Source organism: Bradyrhizobium sp. Ghvi (assembly GCF_900115265.1).
Lineage (GTDB): Bacteria > Pseudomonadota > Alphaproteobacteria > Rhizobiales > Xanthobacteraceae > Bradyrhizobium.
Genome location: NZ_FOVU01000001.1, coordinates 22634 through 44242, shown reverse-complemented (window position 1 = coordinate 44242; position 21609 = coordinate 22634). Strand labels below are relative to the sequence as shown.

Annotated in this window: 13 protein-coding genes and 1 tRNA gene; 11 read left to right on the top strand and 3 right to left on the bottom strand. The window is 61.2% G+C overall.

Translation table 11 applies throughout. The features are described from left to right. Window positions 1–115 precede the first annotated feature (115 nt). From BM374_RS00170 to BM374_RS00140, 7 genes are all read left to right on the top strand, one after another. Window positions 116–1000: an outer membrane protein gene (locus BM374_RS00170; RefSeq protein ID WP_092288597.1), complete on the top strand. Its 885-nt coding sequence runs from the start codon at window positions 116–118 to the stop codon at window positions 998–1000. 74 nt (window positions 1001–1074) lie between these two features. Then, the gene (locus BM374_RS00165; RefSeq protein WP_092288596.1) at window positions 1075–1665 is read left to right on the top strand and encodes a glutathione S-transferase family protein; all 591 of its coding nucleotides are present in this window, start codon (window positions 1075–1077) and stop codon (window positions 1663–1665) included. 15 nt (window positions 1666–1680) lie between these two features. After that, window positions 1681–2145, top strand: a complete 465-nt coding sequence (locus BM374_RS00160) for a GNAT family N-acetyltransferase (RefSeq protein WP_092288595.1) — start codon at window positions 1681–1683, stop codon at window positions 2143–2145. A 157-nt stretch (window positions 2146–2302) separates the two neighbouring features. Continuing rightward, window positions 2303–2509: a hypothetical protein gene (locus BM374_RS00155; protein ID WP_092288594.1), complete on the top strand. Its 207-nt coding sequence runs from the start codon at window positions 2303–2305 to the stop codon at window positions 2507–2509. Window positions 2510–2588: 79 nt separating this feature from the next. Continuing rightward, entirely contained in the window at window positions 2589–3761 is a 1173-nt protein-coding gene (locus tag BM374_RS00150; protein ID WP_092288593.1) for a phosphoserine transaminase, read from the top strand. A gap of 125 nt (window positions 3762–3886) precedes the next feature. Next, window positions 3887–5476, top strand: a complete 1590-nt coding sequence (serA, locus tag BM374_RS00145) for a phosphoglycerate dehydrogenase (protein ID WP_092288592.1) — start codon at window positions 3887–3889, stop codon at window positions 5474–5476. A 217-nt stretch (window positions 5477–5693) separates the two neighbouring features. Next, entirely contained in the window at window positions 5694–6866 is a 1173-nt protein-coding gene (locus BM374_RS00140) for a thiolase family protein (RefSeq protein WP_092288591.1), read from the top strand. Window positions 6867–6983: 117 nt separating this feature from the next. Here BM374_RS00140 and BM374_RS00135 read toward each other — a convergent pair whose 3' ends face one another. Next, complete coding sequence (locus BM374_RS00135) at window positions 6984–10361, bottom strand: PAS domain S-box protein (RefSeq protein WP_177248010.1); 3378 nt, start codon at window positions 10359–10361, stop codon at window positions 6984–6986. A 611-nt stretch (window positions 10362–10972) separates the two neighbouring features. Here BM374_RS00135 and BM374_RS00130 point away from each other — a divergent pair. Both BM374_RS00130 and BM374_RS00125 read left to right on the top strand, forming a co-directional pair. Next, window positions 10973–11407 (top strand): phasin, encoded by a 435-nt coding sequence (locus BM374_RS00130; protein WP_092288589.1) that lies wholly within the window; start codon window positions 10973–10975, stop codon window positions 11405–11407. 304 nt (window positions 11408–11711) lie between these two features. Next, window positions 11712–11788, top strand: a tRNA-His gene (locus tag BM374_RS00125). Between the two features lie 423 nt (window positions 11789–12211). Here BM374_RS00125 and BM374_RS00115 read toward each other — a convergent pair. Beyond that, window positions 12212–13411, bottom strand: a complete 1200-nt coding sequence (locus BM374_RS00115; protein ID WP_092288587.1) for an IS256 family transposase — start codon at window positions 13409–13411, stop codon at window positions 12212–12214. A 768-nt stretch (window positions 13412–14179) separates the two neighbouring features. Then, entirely contained in the window at window positions 14180–15547 is a 1368-nt protein-coding gene (locus BM374_RS00105) for an ApeA N-terminal domain 1-containing protein (RefSeq protein ID WP_143270133.1), read from the bottom strand. A 2622-nt stretch (window positions 15548–18169) separates the two neighbouring features. Between BM374_RS00105 and BM374_RS00095 the strand changes: the two genes are divergently transcribed. Continuing rightward, window positions 18170–21274, top strand: a complete 3105-nt coding sequence (locus BM374_RS00095; RefSeq protein WP_092288583.1) for an efflux RND transporter permease subunit — start codon at window positions 18170–18172, stop codon at window positions 21272–21274. Window positions 21275–21403: 129 nt separating this feature from the next. Further along, window positions 21404–21607: a hypothetical protein gene (locus BM374_RS00090; protein ID WP_143270132.1), complete on the top strand. Its 204-nt coding sequence runs from the start codon at window positions 21404–21406 to the stop codon at window positions 21605–21607. Window positions 21608–21609 lie beyond the last annotated feature (2 nt).

Below are 21609 nucleotides of genomic sequence, written 5' to 3'. Positions count from 1 at the left end.
TTTTGCTTTGCATATTTTTCATGGCGAGCGGCGACGAAAACGTCAGACGCAACCATTGGTTAAGGTTAACGAGCCATGATCAGCGCGACAGTTCGAGTCTCGATGGAGCGTTGCAATGCGTAGGCTTTGGTTGGTGGCGGCGGTGTTCGGATCGATGTCCGCCGCACACGCGGCCGACATGCCGGATCTGCCCGTCCTGCGCGGCGGCTTCACCGACGGTCTGTCCAAGACAGCCCACAATTGGGATGGCGCCTATTTCGGCGTCCATGGCGGATACACGACCGATACGACCGACTTCAGCCAGAGCGTGGTCGGTCTGACCAACTTCATCTTTCGTGACAGCGTGCTCCAGCAGCCGACGGCAAGTTGGTCGCTCATGAACAAGACCACCACGCAGAGCACGAATTTTGGCGCCTTCGTCGGCCGCAACTGGCAATGGTACGACGCCATTCTCGGTCTCGAGGGCACCTATAGTTATTTCAACAATCTCTACACGCAGACCAGCGGCTCCAACCAACTCGACATCATCAATCCCGCCGGGGACGTTCACCCCGACAACGTGACTGATCATTGGAACGTAAAGTTGACCGGTACCGCCGCGGCACAGGTCAAGGACATGATTTCGCTCCGCGGCCGCGTGGGCTGGGATGGCGGCGATTTCATGCCATATGCGTTCGCCGGCGCTGCCGTGGGTCGTATGGACGTATCGCGCACCGTGACAAGCGACGTGTCGTTGACCCAGGTGACGACGAACACGTTCGGGGGCGTCACGACGATCGTGACCAACGGACCGAACGCCGTTCCGGCGCAGTCTCAGACGCAGAGCCAGCATCGGACCAATGCCTTTGCAGTGGGCTGGACCGCAGGTCTCGGCGTCGAGTATTGCATCTGGGACGGTCTGTTCGCCCGTGTCGAATATGAATATGTCAGATTCTCGCCTGTGATGAACACCTCGGTGACGCTCAACAATGCGCGCGTCGGGCTCGGCTATAAGTTCTGACGCCGCTTCGCTGCATCGCGGTTGACAGTTTCGCCCCGTCCTGATGCTCTGTCGCCCCGCATGGGGCGACAGCGATGCAGATTTACGGCGACAGCAATTCGGGTAACTGCTTGAAGGTGAAGTGGGTCTGCGATCATCTCGCATTGCCCTATCGCTGGATCGAGATCGACACGCGCAAAGGCGAGACGCGCACGCCGCAATTTCTAAAGATGAACGGCGCCGGCCAGGTGCCGACAATTGCTTTCGACGACGGCCGCACGCTGGCGCAGTCCAACGCCATCATCCGCTATCTCGCCCGTGACAGCGCGCTGATCCCGCACGACGCCTTTGCCGCCGCCAAGATGGATGAATGGCTGTTCTGGGAACAATACAGCCACGAGCCCTATATCGCGGTGTGCCGCTTCCAGCTGGTCTATCTCGGCAAGGATGCCTCCGAACTCGATCCCGACAAGGTCAAGCGCGGCTATGCGGCGCTCGACCGCTTGGAGCAGCATCTTGCCACCAGCCGCTTCTTGGCAGGCGAGACGGTTTCGCTCGCCGACGTCTCGCTACTCGCCTATACCCGCGTTGCGCATGAAGGCGGCTTCGATCTCAGCCGTTATCCGGTCGTTCGCCGCTGGATCGGCGAAACCGAGGTCCTTCTCGGTCTGGCGCCGGCGCGCTGAGTCTGGAGTCTACGAATGAACGTCGAATCTGTTTCCATCCGTCGCGCGCGCCGTGAGGACGTGCCGGCGATCGTGGCGATGCTCGCCGACGATCATCTCGGGCGCGGGCGCGAGCGCCTCGAGGATCCGTTACCTGCGGCCTATTACCAGGCGTTCGAACGGGTCGAGCGCGATTCCAATCTCACGCTCGTGGTTGCCGAGAGCGAGGGCAGGGTGGTCGGCTGCCTGCAGCTGGCGGTGCTCGCAGGCATCAGCTCGCAAGGCGGCATTCGCGGTCTGCTCGAGGATGTCCGCGTTGCCTCTGATTGTCGCAGCCGCGGCATCGGCGAACGATTGGTGCAATGGGCGGTGGCGGAAGCAAAGTCGCGCGGCTGCAACCTCGTCGAACTGCTGACGCATCAGACGAGAACGGATGCGCAGCGCTTTTACAAGCGTCTCGGATTCACAGCGAGTCACGTCGGCATGACTGTCCGCTTTTGAGGCAGCGCGGCGGGGTCGTTGCGCAATCAGCAAATTCGGATCGCGCATTCGTTCATCTTAAGAGCTGATAAACTACCCGTTCCACCTTCATGTGGAACCAGGAACGAACGGTGCTACGCAGCGTCAGACACCCGGCTCGGGCGGTTCGGGGATTTCGATGACAAGCTATTCGATAATCAAGGTCGGCAACGATTATGTCGTGCAGGCTAACGACAAGTGCATTTTGAAAGTCGGTAGCCGCCGCCGCGCCGCGCAATTGATCAGCGAAGCCACGGACTTGCTGAACGCGCTCACCACGGTGGAAAGCCCGGATATCGCGCCGGAATTACCTGCACTCCGCCGTGAGCCGCCGGAAGTTTCTTGACTGGTCTACCCGATTCCCGTATCAGCCGCGGCGGGACACCTCCCCCCAACGGGAGGCTTACTATCTGGAAGGGTAGATCATGACTGTAGCGAAGCCCGCTTCGCGGCCGACCGTGCCGCATTTCTCCTCCGGCCCCTGCGCCAAGCGCCCCGGCTGGAACGCCCAAAATCTCAAAGACGCAGCGCTCGGCCGTTCGCATCGCGCGAAGGTCGGCAAGACCAAGCTCAAGCTCGCGATCGATCTGACGCGCGAAGTGCTTGAAGTGCCCGCCGATTATCGCATCGGCATCGTGCCGGCCTCCGATACCGGCGCCGTCGAGATGGCACTCTGGTCGCTGCTCGGCGCGCGGCCCGTCACCACGCTCGCCTGGGAATCCTTCGGCGAGGGCTGGGTCAGCGACATCGTCAAGGAATTGAAGCTCAAGGACGTCACCAAGCTCAACGCAGCTTACGGTGAGATTCCCGACCTCTCGAAGGTCGACCCCAAGAGCGACGTCGTCTTCACCTGGAACGGCACCACGTCAGGCGTGCGCGTGCCGAACGCTGACTGGATCAGCGCGACCCGCGAAGGCCTGACCATTTGCGACGCGACCTCCGCTGCGTTCGCGCAACCGCTCGACTGGGCCAAGCTCGATGTCGTCACCTTCTCCTGGCAGAAGGCGCTCGGCGGTGAAGCCGCGCACGGCATGCTGATCCTGTCGCCCCGCGCGGTGGAGCGGCTGGAGACCTACAAGCCGGCATGGCCGCTGCCGAAGATTTTCCGCATGACCAAGGGCGGCAAGATCAACGAAGGCATCTTCGTCGGCGAGACCATCAACACGCCGTCGATGCTCTGCGTCGAGGACTATCTCGATGCGCTGAACTGGGCCAAGTCGATCGGCGGCCTCAAGGCGCTGATCGCGCGCGCCGACGCCAACACCAAGGTGCTGGCCGACTGGAAGGCGAAGACGCCCTGGATCGACTTCCTGGCCAAAGATGCCGCGATCCGCTCCAATACCTCGGTGTGCCTGAAATTCACCGATCCAGCGATCACCTCGCTTTCCGACGACGCGCAGGCCGAGTTCTCCAAGAAGCTGGTTGCCCTCGTCGAGAGGGAAGGCGCCGGCTACGACTTCGCCTATTACCGCGATGCGCCGGCAGGCCTGCGCATCTGGTGCGGCGCCACGGTCGAAGCCAAAGACGTCGAGCTGCTGACGCAGTGGATCGACTGGGCCTTTGCCGAGACCAAGGCGCAGCTCGCCAAGGCGGCTTAACGCGTTCCATCTCATTCGTCATGGCCGGGCTTGACCCGGCCATCCATCTCCCAGGAGAGACGGACCCGCGGATTAAGTCCGCGGGCGACGTTCCGTAAATGCAGCCCGCACCACGGATCATCCCCATGACCAAACCCAAAGTTCTCATTTCCGACGCTCTCTCGCCCGCTGCCGTGCAGATCTTCAAAGACCGCGGCGTCGAGGTCGACTTCCAGCCCAATCTCGGCAAGGACAAGGACAAGCTCGCCGAGATCATCGGCAATTACGATGGCCTTGCGATCCGCTCCGCAACCAAGGTGACCGCCAAGATCCTGGAGAAGGCCACCAACCTCAAGGTGATCGGCCGCGCCGGCATCGGCGTCGACAATGTCGAGATTCCCGCGGCGACCGCCAAGGGCATCATCGTGATGAACACCCCGTTCGGCAATTCGATCACGACCGCCGAGCACGCGATTACGCTCATGCTGGCGCTCGCCCGCGAGATCCCGCAGGCCGACGCCTCGACCCAGGCGGGCAAGTGGGAGAAGAACCGCTTCATGGGCGTCGAGATCACCGGCAAGGTGCTCGGCGTCATCGGTTGCGGCAACATCGGCTCGATCGTCGCCGACCGCGCGCTCGGCCTGCGCATGAAGGTGATCGCGTTCGATCCGTTCCTGTCGCCGGAGCGCGCCAAGGACATCGGCGTCGAGAAGGTCGAGCTCGATGACCTGCTCAAGCGCGCCGATTTCATCACGCTTCACACCCCGCTGACCGAGAAGACGAAGAACATCATCGATGCGGCTGCGATCGCGAAGATGAAGAAGGGCGTGCGCTTGATCAACTGCGCCCGCGGCGGTCTCGTCGACGAGCAGGCCGTGGTCGATGCGCTCAACGCCAAGCACATCGCTGGTGCCGCCTTCGACGTGTTCGTGGAAGAACCCGCGAATACCAACGTGCTGTTCGGCCATCCCAACGTGATCTGCACGCCGCATCTGGGCGCCTCCACCACGGAAGCGCAGGAGAACGTCGCGCTGCAGGTCGCCGAGCAGATGTCGGACTATCTCATCTCCGGCGCGATCTCCAACGCCATCAACTTCCCGTCCATCACTGCGGAAGAAGCGCCGAAGCTGAGGCCGTTCATCACGCTCGCCGAGAAGCTCGGCTCGTTCGCCGGCCAGCTCACCGAGACCGGCATCTCGAAGGTCACGATCACCTACGAGGGCCACGTCGCCGAAATGAAGATCAAGGCGCTGACTTCCGCGGTGCTGTCTGGCCTGTTGCGGCCGATGCTGGGCGAGGTCAACGTGGTGTCCGCGCCCGTCGTCGCCAAGGAGCGCGGCATGGTGGTGGACGAGGTGACGCGCGCCGCGCAGAGCGACTATGAGAGCCTGATCACCGTCACGGTGGCGACCGAACGGCAGGAGCGCTCGGTCTCCGGCACCGTCTATCACGATGGCAAGCCGCGGCTGGTCGACGTCAAGGGCATCCGCGTCGACGCAGAGTTCGGCAAGTCGATGATCTACGTGACCAACGAGGACAAGCCGGGCTTCATCGGCAAGTTCGCAAGCCTGCTCGGCGATGCCAAGCTCAACATCGCGACCTTCCATCTCGGCCGCGTCGCGCCCGGCAGCGATGCCATTGCCCTCGTCGAGGTCGACGGTGCGGTACCTGCGGACGTGCTCGCCAAGGTGGCGACCCTGCCGCAGGTCAAGCAGGTCAAGGCGCTGACGTTCTGATCACGCTCCCACCCGGTCATAGCCGGGCATGGCCGTCCGCCCGGGTCAAGCCCGGGCATGACGAGCGGATAGAGAGACATACACAGAGATATTCCGACCTACGGAACAACGCCGTCTCCCTCATCGGAGGCGGCGTTTTTGTTTTCCGCAGCCGCTATCTCAGTGTACCAATGGCGCCAGAACGCTCCGTTCAAGACATTCGAAAAGGGAGAAAACAATGCGTGAAGCTGTCATCGTTTCCTATGCGCGCACGGGCCTCGCGAAATCCGGCCGCGGCGGGTTCAACATCACGCCGCCGATGTCGCTGGCGGCGCACGCCATTCATCATGCTGTGGACCGCGCCGGTGTCGACAAGGACTATGTCGAGGACTGCTATCTCGGCAATTGCGCTCATGGCGCCCCGAACATCGGCCGCCAGGCGGCGCTGCTCGCGGGCCTGCCGAAATCGACCGGCGGCGTCTCGGTGAACCGCTTCTGCTCCTCGGGTCTCCAGACCATCGCGATGGCCGCGAACTCGATCCGCTCCGACGGCGCCGATTGCATCGTCGCCGGCGGCGTCGAGAGCATCTCGATTCCCGGCGGGCCTCTGCCCAAGGAAGCTGTCGATCCCGACCTGCTCAAGACCGCGCCCGCCATCTTCATGGCGATGATCGACACCGCCGACATCGTCGCCGAGCGCTACAAGCTCAGTCGCGAATACCAGGACGAATATTCGCTGGAGTCGCAGCGCCGCATGGCGGCCGCGCAGCAGGCCGGCAAGTTCAAGGACGAGATCGTGCCGATGAAGACCAAGATGAAGGTGGTCGACAAGGCGACCAAGGCCGAGAGCATCGTCGACTACGTCGTCGATCGCGACGAATGCAACCGCCCCGACACGACGCTGGAAGGCTTGGCAAAGCTCGAGCCGGTGAAGGGTCCGGGCAAATACGTCACCGCCGGCAATGCCAGCCAGCTCTCCGACGGCGCCGCCGCCGTGGTGCTGATGGAAGCCAAGGACGCCGAGAAGCGCGGCCTCAAGCCGCTCGGCCGTTTCGTCGCCTGGGCAGCCGCAGGCTGCGAGCCGGACGAGATGGGCATCGGCCCGATCTTCGCCGTGCCGAAGCTGCTCAAGCGCCACGGTCTGAAGATCGACGACATCGATCTCTGGGAGCTCAACGAGGCCTTCGCCAGCCAGTGCCTCTATTCGCGCGACAAGCTCGGCATCGATCCCGCCAAGTACAACGTCAACGGCGGCTCGATCGCGATCGGCCATCCGTTCGGCATGACCGGTGCGCGTCTCACCGGCCATCTTCTCCAGGAAGGTGCCCGCCGCAAGGCCAAGTGGGGCGTGGTGACCATGTGCATCGGTGGCGGCCAGGGCGGCGCCGGCCTGTTCGAGATCTACAGCTGAGGCGATCGCATCGCTGAACGTGAAAGGGCATGGCGCAAGCCGTGCCCTTCTTTTTTTTGGGGGGATGCTGCTCTCTCACTCCCTCGCTCCGTTGTTACGGGGAGAGAATAAGGCCCCTCACGCCCGCGCCGTCACCGGCGCGAACGTCACCTCGATCAGCGTGCCCTGACCGGCGTTCTTGATGTTGAACTGGGCGCGGTTGGCTTCGACCAGCGCTTTGGTCAGCGACAGGCTGAGCGCCGAACTGTCCGCGGCATCGCCCGGCGGCGGGGTGCGGAACGGCTCCATGGCGGCGGCGACTTCCGTTTCGCTGAGGCCGTGGCCGGTGTCGCGGATGCGCAGCGCGACCTCGCCGCGATCGTTGAGCGCGGTCGAGACGATCACCTGGCCGCCGGCGCTCGCAAGCCGGATCGAGTTCGAGATCAAATTCATCGTCACCTGCCGCAGCGCGCGGGCGTCGGCCGTCACCTGCGGCAGGGCATGCGCGAGCGAGGTGCGGATGATGATGCGCTCGCGATTGGCCTGCGGCTGCATCACCGCGACGCAGGCCTCGACCAGGTCGTTGAGATTCACATTCGCAAAATTCAGGTCGAGCTTGCCGGTCTCGATCCGCGACAGCTCGAGCAGATCGTCGATGATGGTGATCACGCGCTCGCCGGAGGCGCGGATGTCCTTCATGTATTCGCCGTAGCGCTCGTTGCCGAGCGCGCCGAAGCGTTCGGAGATCATCACCTCGGCAAAGCCGATGATGGCGTTGAGCGGCGTGCGGATCTCGTGGCTGATCCGCGCCAGCATGTCGGCCTTGGCATTCGCCGCGCCGTCGACCAGGCGCCGCGCCTGCGTCAGCTCGCTCTCGCCCTTCTTGGTCTGCGAGAGGTCGCGGAACACGGCGAAGAAGTTCGGGCCGTCAGGCCGCGTGCGGCCCATGATCATGGCGAGCGGCAGCACGCCGCCCTTCTTCTCGCGGCCCAGCACCTCGCGGCCGTGGTCGAGCAGGCTCGCAATGTCCTGGCTCTCGATGCTGTCGAGATAGTCCATCACGATCTGCTGGCTCTCCGGCGCGAACAGCGTCAGCAGGTTCTGCTGCAGCAGCGTCTCGCCGTCGTAGCCGAACAGCGCCTCGGCGCTGCGGTTGCAGGCGTGGATGTTGCCCTCGGCATCGAACATCACGATGCCCTCGGCCGTGGTGTCGAGAATGGCGGCGAGATCTTCCGCATCGGCATCGCCGACCTCGGGCTCGGGCGCGAAGATGACGGGCTCGTCGACATCGGTCTCGGCGGCATCAGGCGGCGCGGCCACCGGCGCCACGACGACGGGCACCGCTTGCGGCAACGCGCAGATCAGCGCATGCGCGCTCTCGCCGTTCCAGTCGATCGTATGCAGATGCGCGTCCGTGGTCGCCAGCGGCTGCTCGCCATTGGCGATCGCAGAGCTGATCGTCACCGGCGTGCCCAATTGCGAGGTGCTGCTGGCGGCGGAGACCCCAGGCTCGACATAGAGCGCGTCGAGGCCGCCGGCATCTTCCAGCGCCGCGAGGTCGGCGTAACCCATGCGCGCGAGGAAGGCGGGGTTGGCGTAGAGCAGGCGATCGAGCCGGTAGATCAGCATGCCCGTCGGAATCAGATCGAGCAGCGCGCGATCGCGCGCACTGTGGCCCTGCGCGGGCGGCGCGGGCTCGGCTAGCCATTCGGCCGCGGCGGGCGGCGCCTCGAGCTCCGAGATCACGGGCTCGGTGATGACCGCGTCATGCGGCATCATCGCGTCATGCGTGATCTCATCCGCCGGCGGCTCGGCCGCGGCGGAGGCCATCGTCTCGCGCTCGCGTTCGAGCCGTTCGGACAATTGCCGCGCCAGCTCGTTGAACGCGCTGTTCTCGACCGGCGTCAGCGTCGGTGCTCTCTGGTCACCCTGTGACCTCGGGTCACCGTGTGACCTCTGGTCACCCTGTGACCTGAGGTCGCCTGGTGCGCGGAACGGCACGACATTCGGAGGCGTTTCCACTGGCGTTTCCGGATCGGTTGGGTGTGAAGTCGCGTCGGTGAAAAGTGCGGGCGGTTCAACGTCGGTTACAGCCGGCGGTTCAGGCTCCGGCGGCGGCGGCGATGTCTCGACCGGCGGCGCCTCGATCCCGGCCTTGGCCTCTGCCTCGGGCTCGACCACCTCCTCGGAAGCGCCGTGCTGAGCGACCGGCTCGGCGATCGACTGGTACCGGCGGAGCGCATCGAGCCGGTTAAGCGCATCGAGATCGCGGCAGACGCCAAAGCCCTTGAAGCCGGCAAAGTTGCGTTCGTGGTCGTAGACCGGCAGGCCGGCAAGCTCGACCGCTAGACGTTCGCCGCCATCGGCCGGCCAGTTCACGGTGATGCCGGCCCAGGTGTCGTGGCTCGCCAGCGCCCGCGCGACGCGCCCCTCGGGGTCGAGCGCAAATTCCTCTGATATCTCGCGCCAGGGCCGGCCGAAGCGGGCCGCAGTGTGCGCGCCGATCAGGCGGATGAATTCGCTCGAAGCCAGCACAAAGCGGCCCTCCGCATCCATCTGCCAGAGGAAGCGCAGCGGATGCTGGCGCGGTGTCTCCGCTTGGGCATGCGGCTCGACCATGGTTGAGGTGATCGGCGCAGCTTGCGGCGGCACGATGGCTGGGGCCGGGTTTTCAACCGGAGTTTTCGCTGCGGCTTCGGCGGCCGGTTCGGGCGCCGGCGTCTCGGCGGGCGCGTCGGCCGGCTCGGTAAACGGGTCGAACAGCGCGATCCCCGCGTCGTGCGCGTTCGGCGCTGCCATCTGCTGTTGCGCCGGCCCGAGCGGCGCATCGGGCGCAGTCTCCGGCACGCGCTCGGCCGACTGCGCCACCGCGGGCTCGATCAGCGCGACCAGACCGATATCGGCGCCGGCACCGACCCGTTGCAGCACCATCTTGCCGATGCCAACAGGCAGCTCGACGCGGCCCTTCGCCAGCGCCTCGCTGCGTGCCTGCTCGAGCCCGGCGTCGCTGAGATCGCGAAAGCCGAGCAGGGCGCGCGCCGCCTGGCTGGCGCCGGCGAACATGCCGTCAGGCGCGAACGCCGCCATCGGCACTGCCGCGCCGTCGACCAGGCGATGCAGCCGCTCGACCAGCGGCATGCTGCGCGCGGTCGCATCCATGGCGGTGACGAGCACGCCCGAGCTTCCGTCGGCAAAGGAGAGCCGCGCACAGGCGCAGGTCATCAGCGCACCGAGCTTCGCACCGAAGCCGCGCAGCCGTTCCAGCCTGATGGCGCCGCTCGCCGACAGCCGGCGGCCGAGCTGGGCGACCTGGCGGCGATGGCCGTCGGCGGGACCGAAGGTCTTTTGGGCAAGGGCGGCCGCATTGGCCGCGCCGAAGAATTTTGCGCCGACCGGATTGGCCCACAGCACGCGGGCGCCGTCGGGCGACCACAGCCAGGCGGGCAGGGGCGAGGTCGCATGCACGGACAGCCTGGGATCGCCGACGCCTCGCAACTGGAAATCCGAATTGGTCATCGAGGAGGCTTCAGGTCTCGCTGTCACGCGTCACGCCGGCTTGCCGGGAATGGCAGCCTTAAGAAAGGGTTAGTATCGCCCGCAGGCGCGGGCAGGTCCACGGCCCAGCCTATGAGGGGTGTCCTAATGCCGCGATAACCTTAATGTGGCCGAACCCGCAAGCCGCGCGACCGCTGCATCCGCAGGAATCGCGGGGGCTCTCCATGCGACCGCCGTCATTCCGGGGCGCGACGCAGTCGCGAACTATAGTGCGCAATTGCGCACCTGAGAATCCATTCTTCCGGGGTCTCCGAGGCTCGATGGATTCCGGGCTCGCGCCAAGTGGCGCGCCCCGGAATGATGGTGAGTGAAATCCCTCAACCACCGGTTCCCCGCCGCAGGAACCTCGCCTTCCGAGATTAAATTATCGCAACGCACCCCGCACATGCATTGCGCTGCACAATGTTGACATGTTAGGCAGCGATATTGCTGGGCGCTGGACGAGACATCTCGTTTGTTTTGCGTATCCAGTCTTTCGTACCCGCCACCTCGTAACAAGAAATGGCCTCGGTTGGGCCGGCGGGCGCGCCAGAAGGCTCACTCCATTTTTTCATTATCGTGAGGGACCAACCATGACAGGTGCGACTGATCCGTTTTCTGCCTCGATCATCCCGTTCGAGGTTCCCGAGCAGATGCGTGCGTTCGCCGAAAAGGGCGTGTCGCAGGCCCGCGAGACCTACGCCAAGTTCAAGGACGCCGCCGAAACCCACAATGGCACCGTCGAGGCCGTGTTCGCCACCGCCAGCAAGGGCGCGAGCGAATACACCGCCAAGCTGATGGAGTTCGCGAAGGCCAACACCACGGCCCATCTCGACTTCACCCAGGAACTGCTCGGCACCAAATCGCCGACCGACGCCTTCCAGCTCTGGACCGGCCACGCCAAGACCCAGCTCGAGACCTTCCAGGCCCAGGCCAAGGAGCTTTTCGAGCTGACCCAGCGCGTTGCTTCCGAGACCGCCGAGCCGATCAAGGCCAGCGCCGCGAAGTTCTCCCAACCCGCCGCCTGATCAAAACGGCGGATCGACCAAATCAGGAAACCCGGGCCCAACAGCCCGGGTTTTTCTTTCTTCACCTCTCCCAAAGGGAGAGGTCGGATCCCACGAAGATGGGATCCGGGTGAGGGGTGAAGGTCTCACGAGGAAAATCACCGCCAGCCATTCGAATCCCGCGATTTTCATCCCGCTTTTGGGGGCAAATAACGCCCTTTGCGGCCTTGCCAAAAACCCCCGTTGCACCTAGTTTCCGCCCCGTCCAGCCCCCCTCGGCATCAACCCCTTTTCAAGGGCGTCCCAAGGCGCGGCTCGCAAGGATGCAGTTGTAGCTCAGTTGGTTAGAGCGCCTGTCTGTGGAACAGGAGGTCGGTGGTTCGAGCCCACCCAACTGTACCAGCAAAATCAAGTGCTTATGAGGATCATTGAAGGCTAGCGGATTGTTGTAGCTACCAGATAGCTACCACGAGAGCGCAACCGCTCGCGTGGGCGCGACCGAAATTCACGTGCCTCGCGCGTTGCGCGGATATGGTCGCTCCCACAATGGAATCACAATCAAGGGCGGAAACCTTGAGCGCAAAATCACCCATACGGTTTGACCTTCTCAGCAACGCTAGGGACTCCCTTAAGCGAGCCGTCGAATTGATGGCTTGGGGCGATATGACTTCCGACCATGCTAAACTCAAACACGCCATTACCAACGCAGCGCACGCAATCGAACTACTGCTAAAAGAGCGCCTGCGCCGAGAACACCCGATCGTGTCCCTTGGCGTGGTGTAGCTGGCGGCGGGTCACCGCGTTCGCCGGCGAGAGCCGGGCTGGTCAGCTGGCGATAGCCTGAAGGCTGACAGTGGGATCATCGCTCAATGGCGCGATGGTTTCCAGCGTCATGTAGCGGGCTCGCTGGACGGCCCACTCATCGTTTTGCTCGAGCAGGATCGCTCCGATGAGGCGGACGATGGCATCCTCGTTGGGGAAGATGCCGACCACCTCGGTCCGGCGCTTGATCTCACCGTTGAGGCGCTCGATCGGGTTTGTCGAATGCAGCTTGGTCCGATGCTGGGGCGGGAACGTCATGTAGGCGAGTACGTCGGTCTCAGCCTCGTCGAGGAAGCAGGCCAGTTTGGGCAGCTTGGGGCGTAGCTGATCGGCGACCTTGCGCCACTGCGTTTTGGCGGCCTCGGCATCGTCCTGGGCAAACGCGGTGGCGATGAAGGCGGAGACCACTCGTCGTCCGCTCTTGCCGGCATGAGCCAGTGCGTTGCGCATGAAGTGGACGCGGCAGCGCTGCCAGCTGGCATTGAGCACCTTGGCCACGGTGGCCTTGATGCCCTCGTGGGCGTCGGAGACGACCAGCTTGACGCCGCGCAAGCCGCGGCGGGCGAGCTTGCGCAGGAACGCGGTCCAGAACGTCTCGGCCTCGGAGGGGCCGATGTCCATGCCGAGAACTTCTCGCCGGCCGTCACTGTTGACGCCGACCGCGACAATCACCGCAACCGACACGATGCGGCCATTCTGGCGCACCTTCACGTAGGTGGCGTCGATCCACAGATAGGGCCAGTCGCCCTCGATCGGACGGGCGAGGAAGGCCTTCACCTTGTCGTCGATTTCGCCGCACAGTCGGCTGACCTGGCTTTTGGAGATGCCGCTCATCCCCATTGCCTGGACGAGATCGTCGACTGAGCGGGTCGAGACGCCCTGAACGTAAGCCTCCTGAACCACGGCAGTCAGCGCCTTCTCGGCCATCCGGCGCGGCTCCAGGAAGCCGGGGAAGTAGGAGCCTTTGCGCAGCTTGGGAATGCGCAGTTCGACCGCACCGGCGCGGGTCTCCCAGATCCGGTCCCGATAGGCGTTGCGCTGCGCCAGACGCTCGGGACTCTTCTCGCCGTAGGCCGCCCCGGTTTGGCCTTCGACTTCCAGCTCCATCAGGCGCTGGGCCGCAAAGCCGATCATCTCGCGCAACAGATCGGCATCAGGGGTCTTCTCCACGAGCGTGCGCAGGTTCATCATGTCGTCGGTCATCGGTGGTTCCTCGGTTGCGTTGGCGTGTCGCAACCCGATCCTACCGGAGAACTGCCGGTGACCACCGCAAAGCCGCCCGCCCGCTACGGCGCTATCTGAGGGCGCGCGTCCGGGCGGCTTTGCTCTACCGAGCTACACCACTACCGGGGACACGACCGAACACCCCGCGTTCATTTGGCAAAGCGTCGATAAGTTTCGTAGCCTTCAGGCCCTCACTGTTACGGCAGAAACCGCCGTCAGCCGCCTAACTACAATATGCAATGTCACCTTCTCAGAAGCCGATAAGGCGAGCCTTCTTGCGCTGCGTACAACGCGGAACGCAATCGAACATTACGAGTGGCACGCTTCAGAAGCGGAGGCGAAAATCATTGTGGGCAACGCACTGAGTTTCGCACTGGGGTTCGCCGAAGAGCATCTCGGGATAGATCTGTCAGCGGATTATAGGAAAGACGACACGTGGCGAATGCTGATTGAGCAGGCTCAGGAATTTGCGCAGGCACACAGCACTCGCATTGCAACCAAAGCCCCGAACGCGTTTCTCATGCGCTGCGATCAATGTGAAACGGAGGCGGTGACCAGCGCGGGTAGTTGCCTTCTATGCGGACACTGGCAGGAAACGGGCCTTTTCAATTAAGCGCCTCGGCGTGCCTGCAGGCCCTCGGCGGAGAGCGGTGCTCTGGACGCGGTGATGTAAAAACGTTCAAGGCGAGGCGGAGGAATATGACAAGCGCAGTCGAAGGCGCCAGAAGGCATCGTGCACCTCATCACTCAGTGCGAATGGTCCATCCTGCAGAGATCACGGTATGTCGGATCGTTCTCAATAAGTCTCCTAACCTCTATTGCACTGAATCCGATGGTCCGCAGCATTGCTATTTCGAGGAGAAGCAGCACTTTTGATGTCAGGTGCTGAAACTTCGCCGTACCCGTGTAGTCTCGAAGCTTCTTCGCTCGCCGTTTGCCTTCGTAGTGGGTCAGATAGTTGCGCAAGTTCTTTATAAGTGCGATGTCTCTCACTTCATCGTTGAACAGCTTGCTCAATAGCTCTCTGTTGCCGGCAAAGAGGTTGCGGAGCCGCTCTCCTAACGTAATTTCATTCAGGTACTCGAGTTTCGCCACCAGATCGGGTTTTGCTTTCCAGCGATCAGGAATTGCATCAGCAAATTTACGATGTAGTGCGGCAAACCGCTTCCTCGTGACAAGTGTCCGCGAAGGGTGCGTTCTTCGATGGAGTGCCTCTAGTGCCTGAACGTAAGTGAGAAATTCAAATTCTCGATATCTTTGAGGATGTGACAGCAATGCGATTCGAAGAGAAATTACCGGCTCCAGTTTGTCGTACTGAGCGAACCAAGATCGAAGCACTTTCTCATAAATCTCACGCTTCTTTGGCCTGGTGAAGAGCGGATGCGTCATCTTCGTCTCAACCGTGTTGCTCGCTGACCACGGCGTAATCACCGTAACGGCGCTCCCTGTCCCCCGCTCAAGACTATGAACCCGACAGACGATTGAGCACCGCAGAGCTAGCGAAAAGAGGCGGCAAGCTTTTGTGATCCACTTATCTGCGGCCAAGACTGATTGAGGCTCGCTAAACACGACACGAACACCGTGGCGCTCGATCAGGTTCACCTCTGCGACCGAGTTAGCACTGTAAGTAATCTCGGTGCTAACTTGAAAGGTCGCCCCGTCTACTTGCACCGGCTTGGTTCTCCTACCGCGATAGGTGACCTGTAGCGCTTTCTTCGCCGTTCTTGGGCCTTTCAATGCTATCCCTCGAAGGCCAGTCCAGCGTATGATCTCTGGCGTGGTAAAGGACAAAGCGGATGCAAACTTTGCTTCTATGCTGTCAATCAGTGCGCCTATGGCAACGATATTGATCGCGATTTTTGCCTTTCGGTCCATGTGGAAGAGGGGCACCCGAGAAGCGAAGCACCAGAATAACGAGAACTCTTTGCCTTCTGCGTTGCCTTGCATATCGAATCTTGGTTGGGCATCGAGAGCTATTAAATCTCGATAATCTCCTTCGATGCTTAAAGTGGCTGATCCGTGTTCGTCTATCTCTAGCGAACCCACGAACTTCAAAGCCGGATTGTCCGTTACCCAGAAGTCCCCGGTGTGACTTGAGCCGAGCAACGTTTCCATATCTATAGCTCCGTTGGGAGGCCGTTTCTGCCGACTGACCTCAAAAATCTAGATTAGGCGCGCATTCTGTAGCGCGGCAATCTGGGTAGGAAGTGCGCGACAATCAGAGTTCAACAAAACTCTTGCGCGCGACAATCATCGCGGCAATCATCATCAGGCCGCGACACGCCTCGCCATCCTGATCGCCGCGCGACAGCGCATTCCCCATTGTGTCATCCTTAGGCTGTGGGGGACCTGACCCGCGCGCTCCTCGAAGCTCTCCGGGCCGGACACCGAGGCAGGGCGAGTAGGTTGACGGTGATGCGACTGCCCCGCATGCGCGGCCATCGATCAGCACCTAGACGGGACGCATTATCCTGCGCCATGACAAGGCTTTGCCGATGGTTATTTGACTGAAGCAAGCCAACGCAGCGCCTGATGCCGGTGATTACATTGCGCTTCCTGTCTGGTGCCTAGACATCGGGGTTGGAGCGGTGGTTCCGGTTGAAACGAATACAAAGCTCAACTACAAAAACTGTCACCGGGCGCGCAAATTCGCTAGGTTTATCAACGCCGAAGCTGTGGTTAGCAGTACCCCACACAACTGCAGCTGACCAACTCCTAGGCAGCATCCCTCGCAAAAGGCCTTCTTGGAATCCCTGGAATTCCGTTTTGCATGACTATTCCAAGGTGGAACGTGTCGCTTAAGTTGTGGGGCTGTCCTTCGAGAGTTTTGGTTTGTGCTCGATCGCCCCGGTGATCGCACCGGCATATGCCATCTTGAACTCGTCAGAGTCCGGATTATTTGGCAGCTTCGTTCGCGGGCCTTTGCCGACACGATACGAGAGGTAGATTGTGCCTTAACGACGTTGCGCTCTACATTCGGGGGCAGCTTGCGACGCATAGCTAATCGTCCCGCCCGTCATCAGGATTGCCGGCGTTCTCTCCTTCTTTTGGAAGGCTGTCGACTGCACCGTCCAATTCTCGAACGTCCCAAGCCTCGCGATGCGGCGTCAACTGTCGCGGTTTCGGCATCCTGCCGTCGATTACGAGCTGGTCAAAAGTGGTGGGAGATACGCAAACGTAAGCGGCAGCCGCTTCTCGGCCGATAAGCCGCGGCGGGAGTTGAGAGGGAAGTGCGCTTTGCGTCGGCATATTTCTCTCGACAGAGCCTTCTCGCGGCCGAAGCCGCGCTAGCGAAGCTGTTTCGAGAGATGCGAAAATTTGGGAAATGCGGAGGATGCCTAACACTGGCGAACGGCTGGATACCCCGCGCCTTCAGGGAGTCTACATCATCTACGGCCCAAGAGGCCGCGTCGCTCACGTAGGTCGGACAGTTAGCCCGGACACACGATTGATTTTGCGGCATTGCGCCCCTTGGGGTCAACGGCTCCGCCGCCGGCTCCATGACCCTATTCCGCTTAACTTTCGGGAGGAGACTTTGCGCGTCCAAGAGCGGAAGTCAACAATGCCCCAAAAGGCGACGTTCGAGCGGGTGAGTCGTCTGGTGTCAACGTCTGGCTTGTATATCTCTTCGGTCGGGCCGCCGTGTGGCGGCGCGTGTTGCACCTTAGCTTAGGAGTGTGGGATGGGAAGCGCACTAACTGGAGCCTCGCCGTCGGAGTGGTCGTGCTCCTCTGCGGGGCGTCGCCCAATAACTCGCCACAGCAGGTGGCAGCGCACGTGCAGGATATGGCGAAAGCCTGCAAAGAAGCAGTGGGAGATCCGCAGCCTGCATCAATCATTCAGCATAGCAATCTGGCCGACCAGTTAGATTTCTGGGCGATAGACGAGGACGCCTACCGTTGTGACGGTGCCGCGAGCCTGTTTTCAGGATCAGGAGGCTCGCAAGTCGTTGTGTATTGGTCCTTGCCGAACGGTCACGCAAGCGAGTGTTTGCTCATGATGCCTATGGGATGTCCATCGGGCGTACCGGACGCTCCGCCAAATTGTGGCTCGGCGTCGGCGGTCCGTTGTGTGGTCAAAAGGGTAATCCGACCAACGCCGACACGATCAGTTGTGAGCGCCCGCTGAAATGGGATGCTAAAGCTCAAAAGCTAGATTCGCACCACTCTCGTCGGCCCGCGCCTCGAAGCGATAACGCGTGCGTACGGAATACTGTGGGACCGAGAACTTTGCGTCCTGCAACATCACGAGCTGCGCGGCGGCGATCAGCAACCAATTCGACAAACGTTGGTATAGTGCTTTCCAGCCCAGGCTATATCACCCATTTACCTTTGTAGAGTTGAGCACCCGTCAGATCGTTTGTACTTTCGATGTCGAACCTGGATCATTCGGTCTGGGGGTCAGTGCGAAAGCTGAACTGATGTCTTGCTGTAAGTCGTTGAGTTCCGATCAGGTGTCAGACCTAGGCCGATTGCACGCAAAAAAACAGGGGGCTCATAGAAGGTGCCTACCATCGAGATCGCGATCTGCCGTCAGAGCAACGGAATAACATTCATCCGAGCGACGAAGATGGAAGCGAAGGATAGGGCGCCCGCGCTCGCGAGCACGTGAGCCCGCAGATTAGCCAATAGCACGTCCCTCATACTGGGGGCTCTAGCACAGCCGCCGCATTCGTGATCATTGCCGCTTTACGAGTTGCGGCAAATTTGCATTCCCCCTTTTGAAATGCGAGTCGAGATGGCATTTACCGAGCTTTTCATCAAACGTCCGGTATTGTCTATCGTCGTCAGTTTCCTGATCTTACTGATCGGGCTTCGCGCGGCCACCGTACTGCCGATCCGGCAATATCCCAAGCTATCTAATACGGTCGTTAATATCACGACTTCCTATCCTGGGGCCTCCGCCGACATGATCCAGGGGTTCATCACCACTCCCCTGGAGCAGGCAGTCGCTTCCGCTGAAGGCGTCGATTACATTAGTTCCTCATCGGTGCTCGGTACCTCCACGATCCAAGTCTACATCAAGCTCAATTTTGATCCCAACGAAGCGCTCACCGAGGTGCTCTCCAAGGTCAACTCAGTCAAATACTTAATCCCGAAGGAATCAAGCGATCCGGTAATTACTAAGTCGAGCGGTCAGGCCACCGCTGTCATGTATATCGCCTTCTCCAGCGAGGAACTGGCGGCCAGCGCGATCTCCGACTACCTCTCGCGCGTTGTGCAACCCATTATGTCAACCGTCGACGGCGTCGCAGCGGCAGACATCCTGGGCGGCCAGAGTTTTGCGATGCGGCTATGGCTCGATACCGCGAAAATGGCCGGGCACGGCGTGTCGCCGGCTGAAGTTTCGGCTGCAGTCGCCGCTAACAACTTCCAGGCCGCGGCGGGCCAGACTAAGGGCTATTTCACTATCTCCGATGTCACGGCAAACACGGATCTGCGGAGTGTCGATGACTTCAAGCGCATGATCGTCAAATCCAATGACGGTGGCTTTGTGCGCATGGAGGACATTGCGACAGTCCAGCTTGCCGCGCAGACCACAGACACTAGCGTCGCAATGAACGGCGAGCACGCGGTCTTTATCGGCGTTCGGGCAAGCCCGCAAGGCAATCCGCTAAACATAGCGCGAGGCGTTCGGGCGCTGTTTCCAGAAATGGAGCGTAACCTGCCGCCGTCACTGAAGATGAAGGTGGCCTATGACTCCACCAAATTCATTCAATCGTCGCTCGATGAAGTGGAGAAGACGCTCATCGAGGCCGTCGTGATTGTGGTGGTGGTAATCTTTCTGTTCCTGGCCTCGCTGCGGTCTGTGATCATTCCTGTGGTCACTATCCCGTTCTCGCTCGTTGGTGTCTGCAGCATGATGCTGGCGCTGGGGTTTTCATTCAATCTCCTGACTTTCCTTGCAATGGTTCTCGCAATCGGTCTCGTGGTTGATGACGCGATCGTTGTGGTGGAGAACATTCATCGCCATTTAGAAGACGGTGAGCCGCCTCTAGAGGCTGCTATAAGGGGCGCGCGCGAGATTGTTGGCCCCGTTGTCTCCATGACGATTACCTTGGCTGCGGTATATGCCCCAATCGGGTTTCTCGGTGGCCTCACTGGTGCGCTGTTTCGCGAGTTCGCGTTTACGCTAGCGGGAGCGGTGATCGTGTCGGGCGTGATCGCTTTGACGCTGTCGCCGATGATGTGCTCGGTCATCCTGAGGCGCGCTGAGGGGGGGCGGTTTGCAAAATGTGTGAACCGCGGGTTCAGCACCATGACACGATGGTACGGCCGCAAGCTCGACCGCTCGCTCGAATATCGTCCGATTACCGGCCTGTTTGCGCTGACCATGCTGGGCCTGGTCGCCTTTCTCTATATGAATACTTCCAAGGAACTCGCGCCCGAGGAGGATCAAGGTATCGTATTCGCTGTAACCAAGGCGCCGAAATACGCCAATATCGACTACCTCGACTATTACGGCACCAAGCTCGAACACGCGTTGCAGAAATTTCCGGAGACTGATTTGAGCTTTGTGCTCAATGGCGTTGGTGGCCAGCAGAGTGGCATGGCCGGCATGTTGCTCAAGGCATGGGACGAGCGCAAGCGATCATCGATCGTGCTAAAGTCCCTTGTCCAGGCCGAGCTGTCCAAAATCGAAGGTATCAACGCGTTTGCCTTTAGCTTGCCGCCACTTCCGGGCGGCTCGGATGGCTTACCAGTGCAGATGGTGATCAATTCGACGCTCGACTTCAAATCCGTTTACGAGCAGATGTCGAAGCTGAAGGAAGCCGCGCGGAAGAGCGGTCTCTTCATGGTGAGCGACTCCGACCTCGAGTTCAACCAACCGGTGCTACGAATCAAGGTTGATCGATCCAAGGCTAACGAGCTTGGCATCACCATGCAGACCATCGGAAACGCGCTCGCCACCTTACTTGGCGGAAACTACGTCAATCGCTTCAATTTGCAGGGCCGCTCCTATCAGGTGATCCCGCAGGTGCCACGCGAGGAACGCCTGGCGCCGCAAGCAATCGGGAGCTATTACGTGAAGACTACGGCCGGCTCGATGCTCCCGCTGTCCACCGTAGTCTCCATCGAGACTGCCACGGATCCGAACGCGCTCACCCACTACAACCAGCTCAACTGTGCGACCTTTCAGGCCGTGCCGATGCCCGGCGTCACGATCGGTCAGGCTGTGGACTTCCTGGAAGCAGAGGCGAAGAAGCTGCCCGCAGGCTTCAGCCACGACTTCCTCGCCGAGGCGCGCCAATATGTGCACGAGGGCAACCAACTGGCCATTGCCTTTGCATTTGCACTCGTAATCATATTCTTGGTGCTTGCGGCACAGTTCGAAAGTCTGCGCGATCCCCTCGTCATCCTGATCAGCGTGCCGATGGCAATCGTCGGCGCCTTGATCCCGCCATTCTTTGGCTGGGCGACGATGAACATCTACACCCAGGTGGGACTGTTGACGCTGGTCGGGTTGATTTCCAAGCACGGCATCCTGATGGTTGAGTTCGCCAATGAGCTGCAGCTCAAGGAGAGACTTGACCGTCGCTCGGCCATAGAGATGGCGGCGCGCGTCCGACTGCGTCCAATCTTGATGACCACTGCGGCGATGGTCACGGGGTTCATACCCTTGATGACCGCAACGGGAGCTGGCGCCGCGAGTCGCTTCTCGATCGGGCTCGTGCTCGTCGCGGGCATGTCCGTGGGCACGCTGTTCACGCTCTTCGTGCTGCCGGCGGTGTATGTCGCGATCGCGTCCGATCATCGAGCCGATGCGAGCTCCAGTCGCGCGAAGATCGTCGCCGAGCTCGACCTCACCGGCGCTGCTGATGCTCAGATCGCCAGGCAATGATGATAGTTAATCCAGGTTCGCTAAGTATAGTGAGCGAAGCAGGCTGCGGCACGCTCACTTACGTATTGATATCTTCACGCCCGTGGTGCCGAGCTTGGCGACATCAGTTGCTCGGTTAAGAACACGTCGGTGATGCGCGGCTGCTCCGATAAGGTGAATTGCACGGGACTTCACGGCAGCGGAACGCAAAAGCGCGACCTCGCCGATGAGAAGAGAATTCATGCTCTCCTGAAAAAGATGGCGTTGCCACTTATGTCGAGGGATTTTGAAGGACAACTATTTGCGTCCGTCCGCGCGTTGCGTTGGTATCTGAAAAAGATGACGCTGGTTTGAAC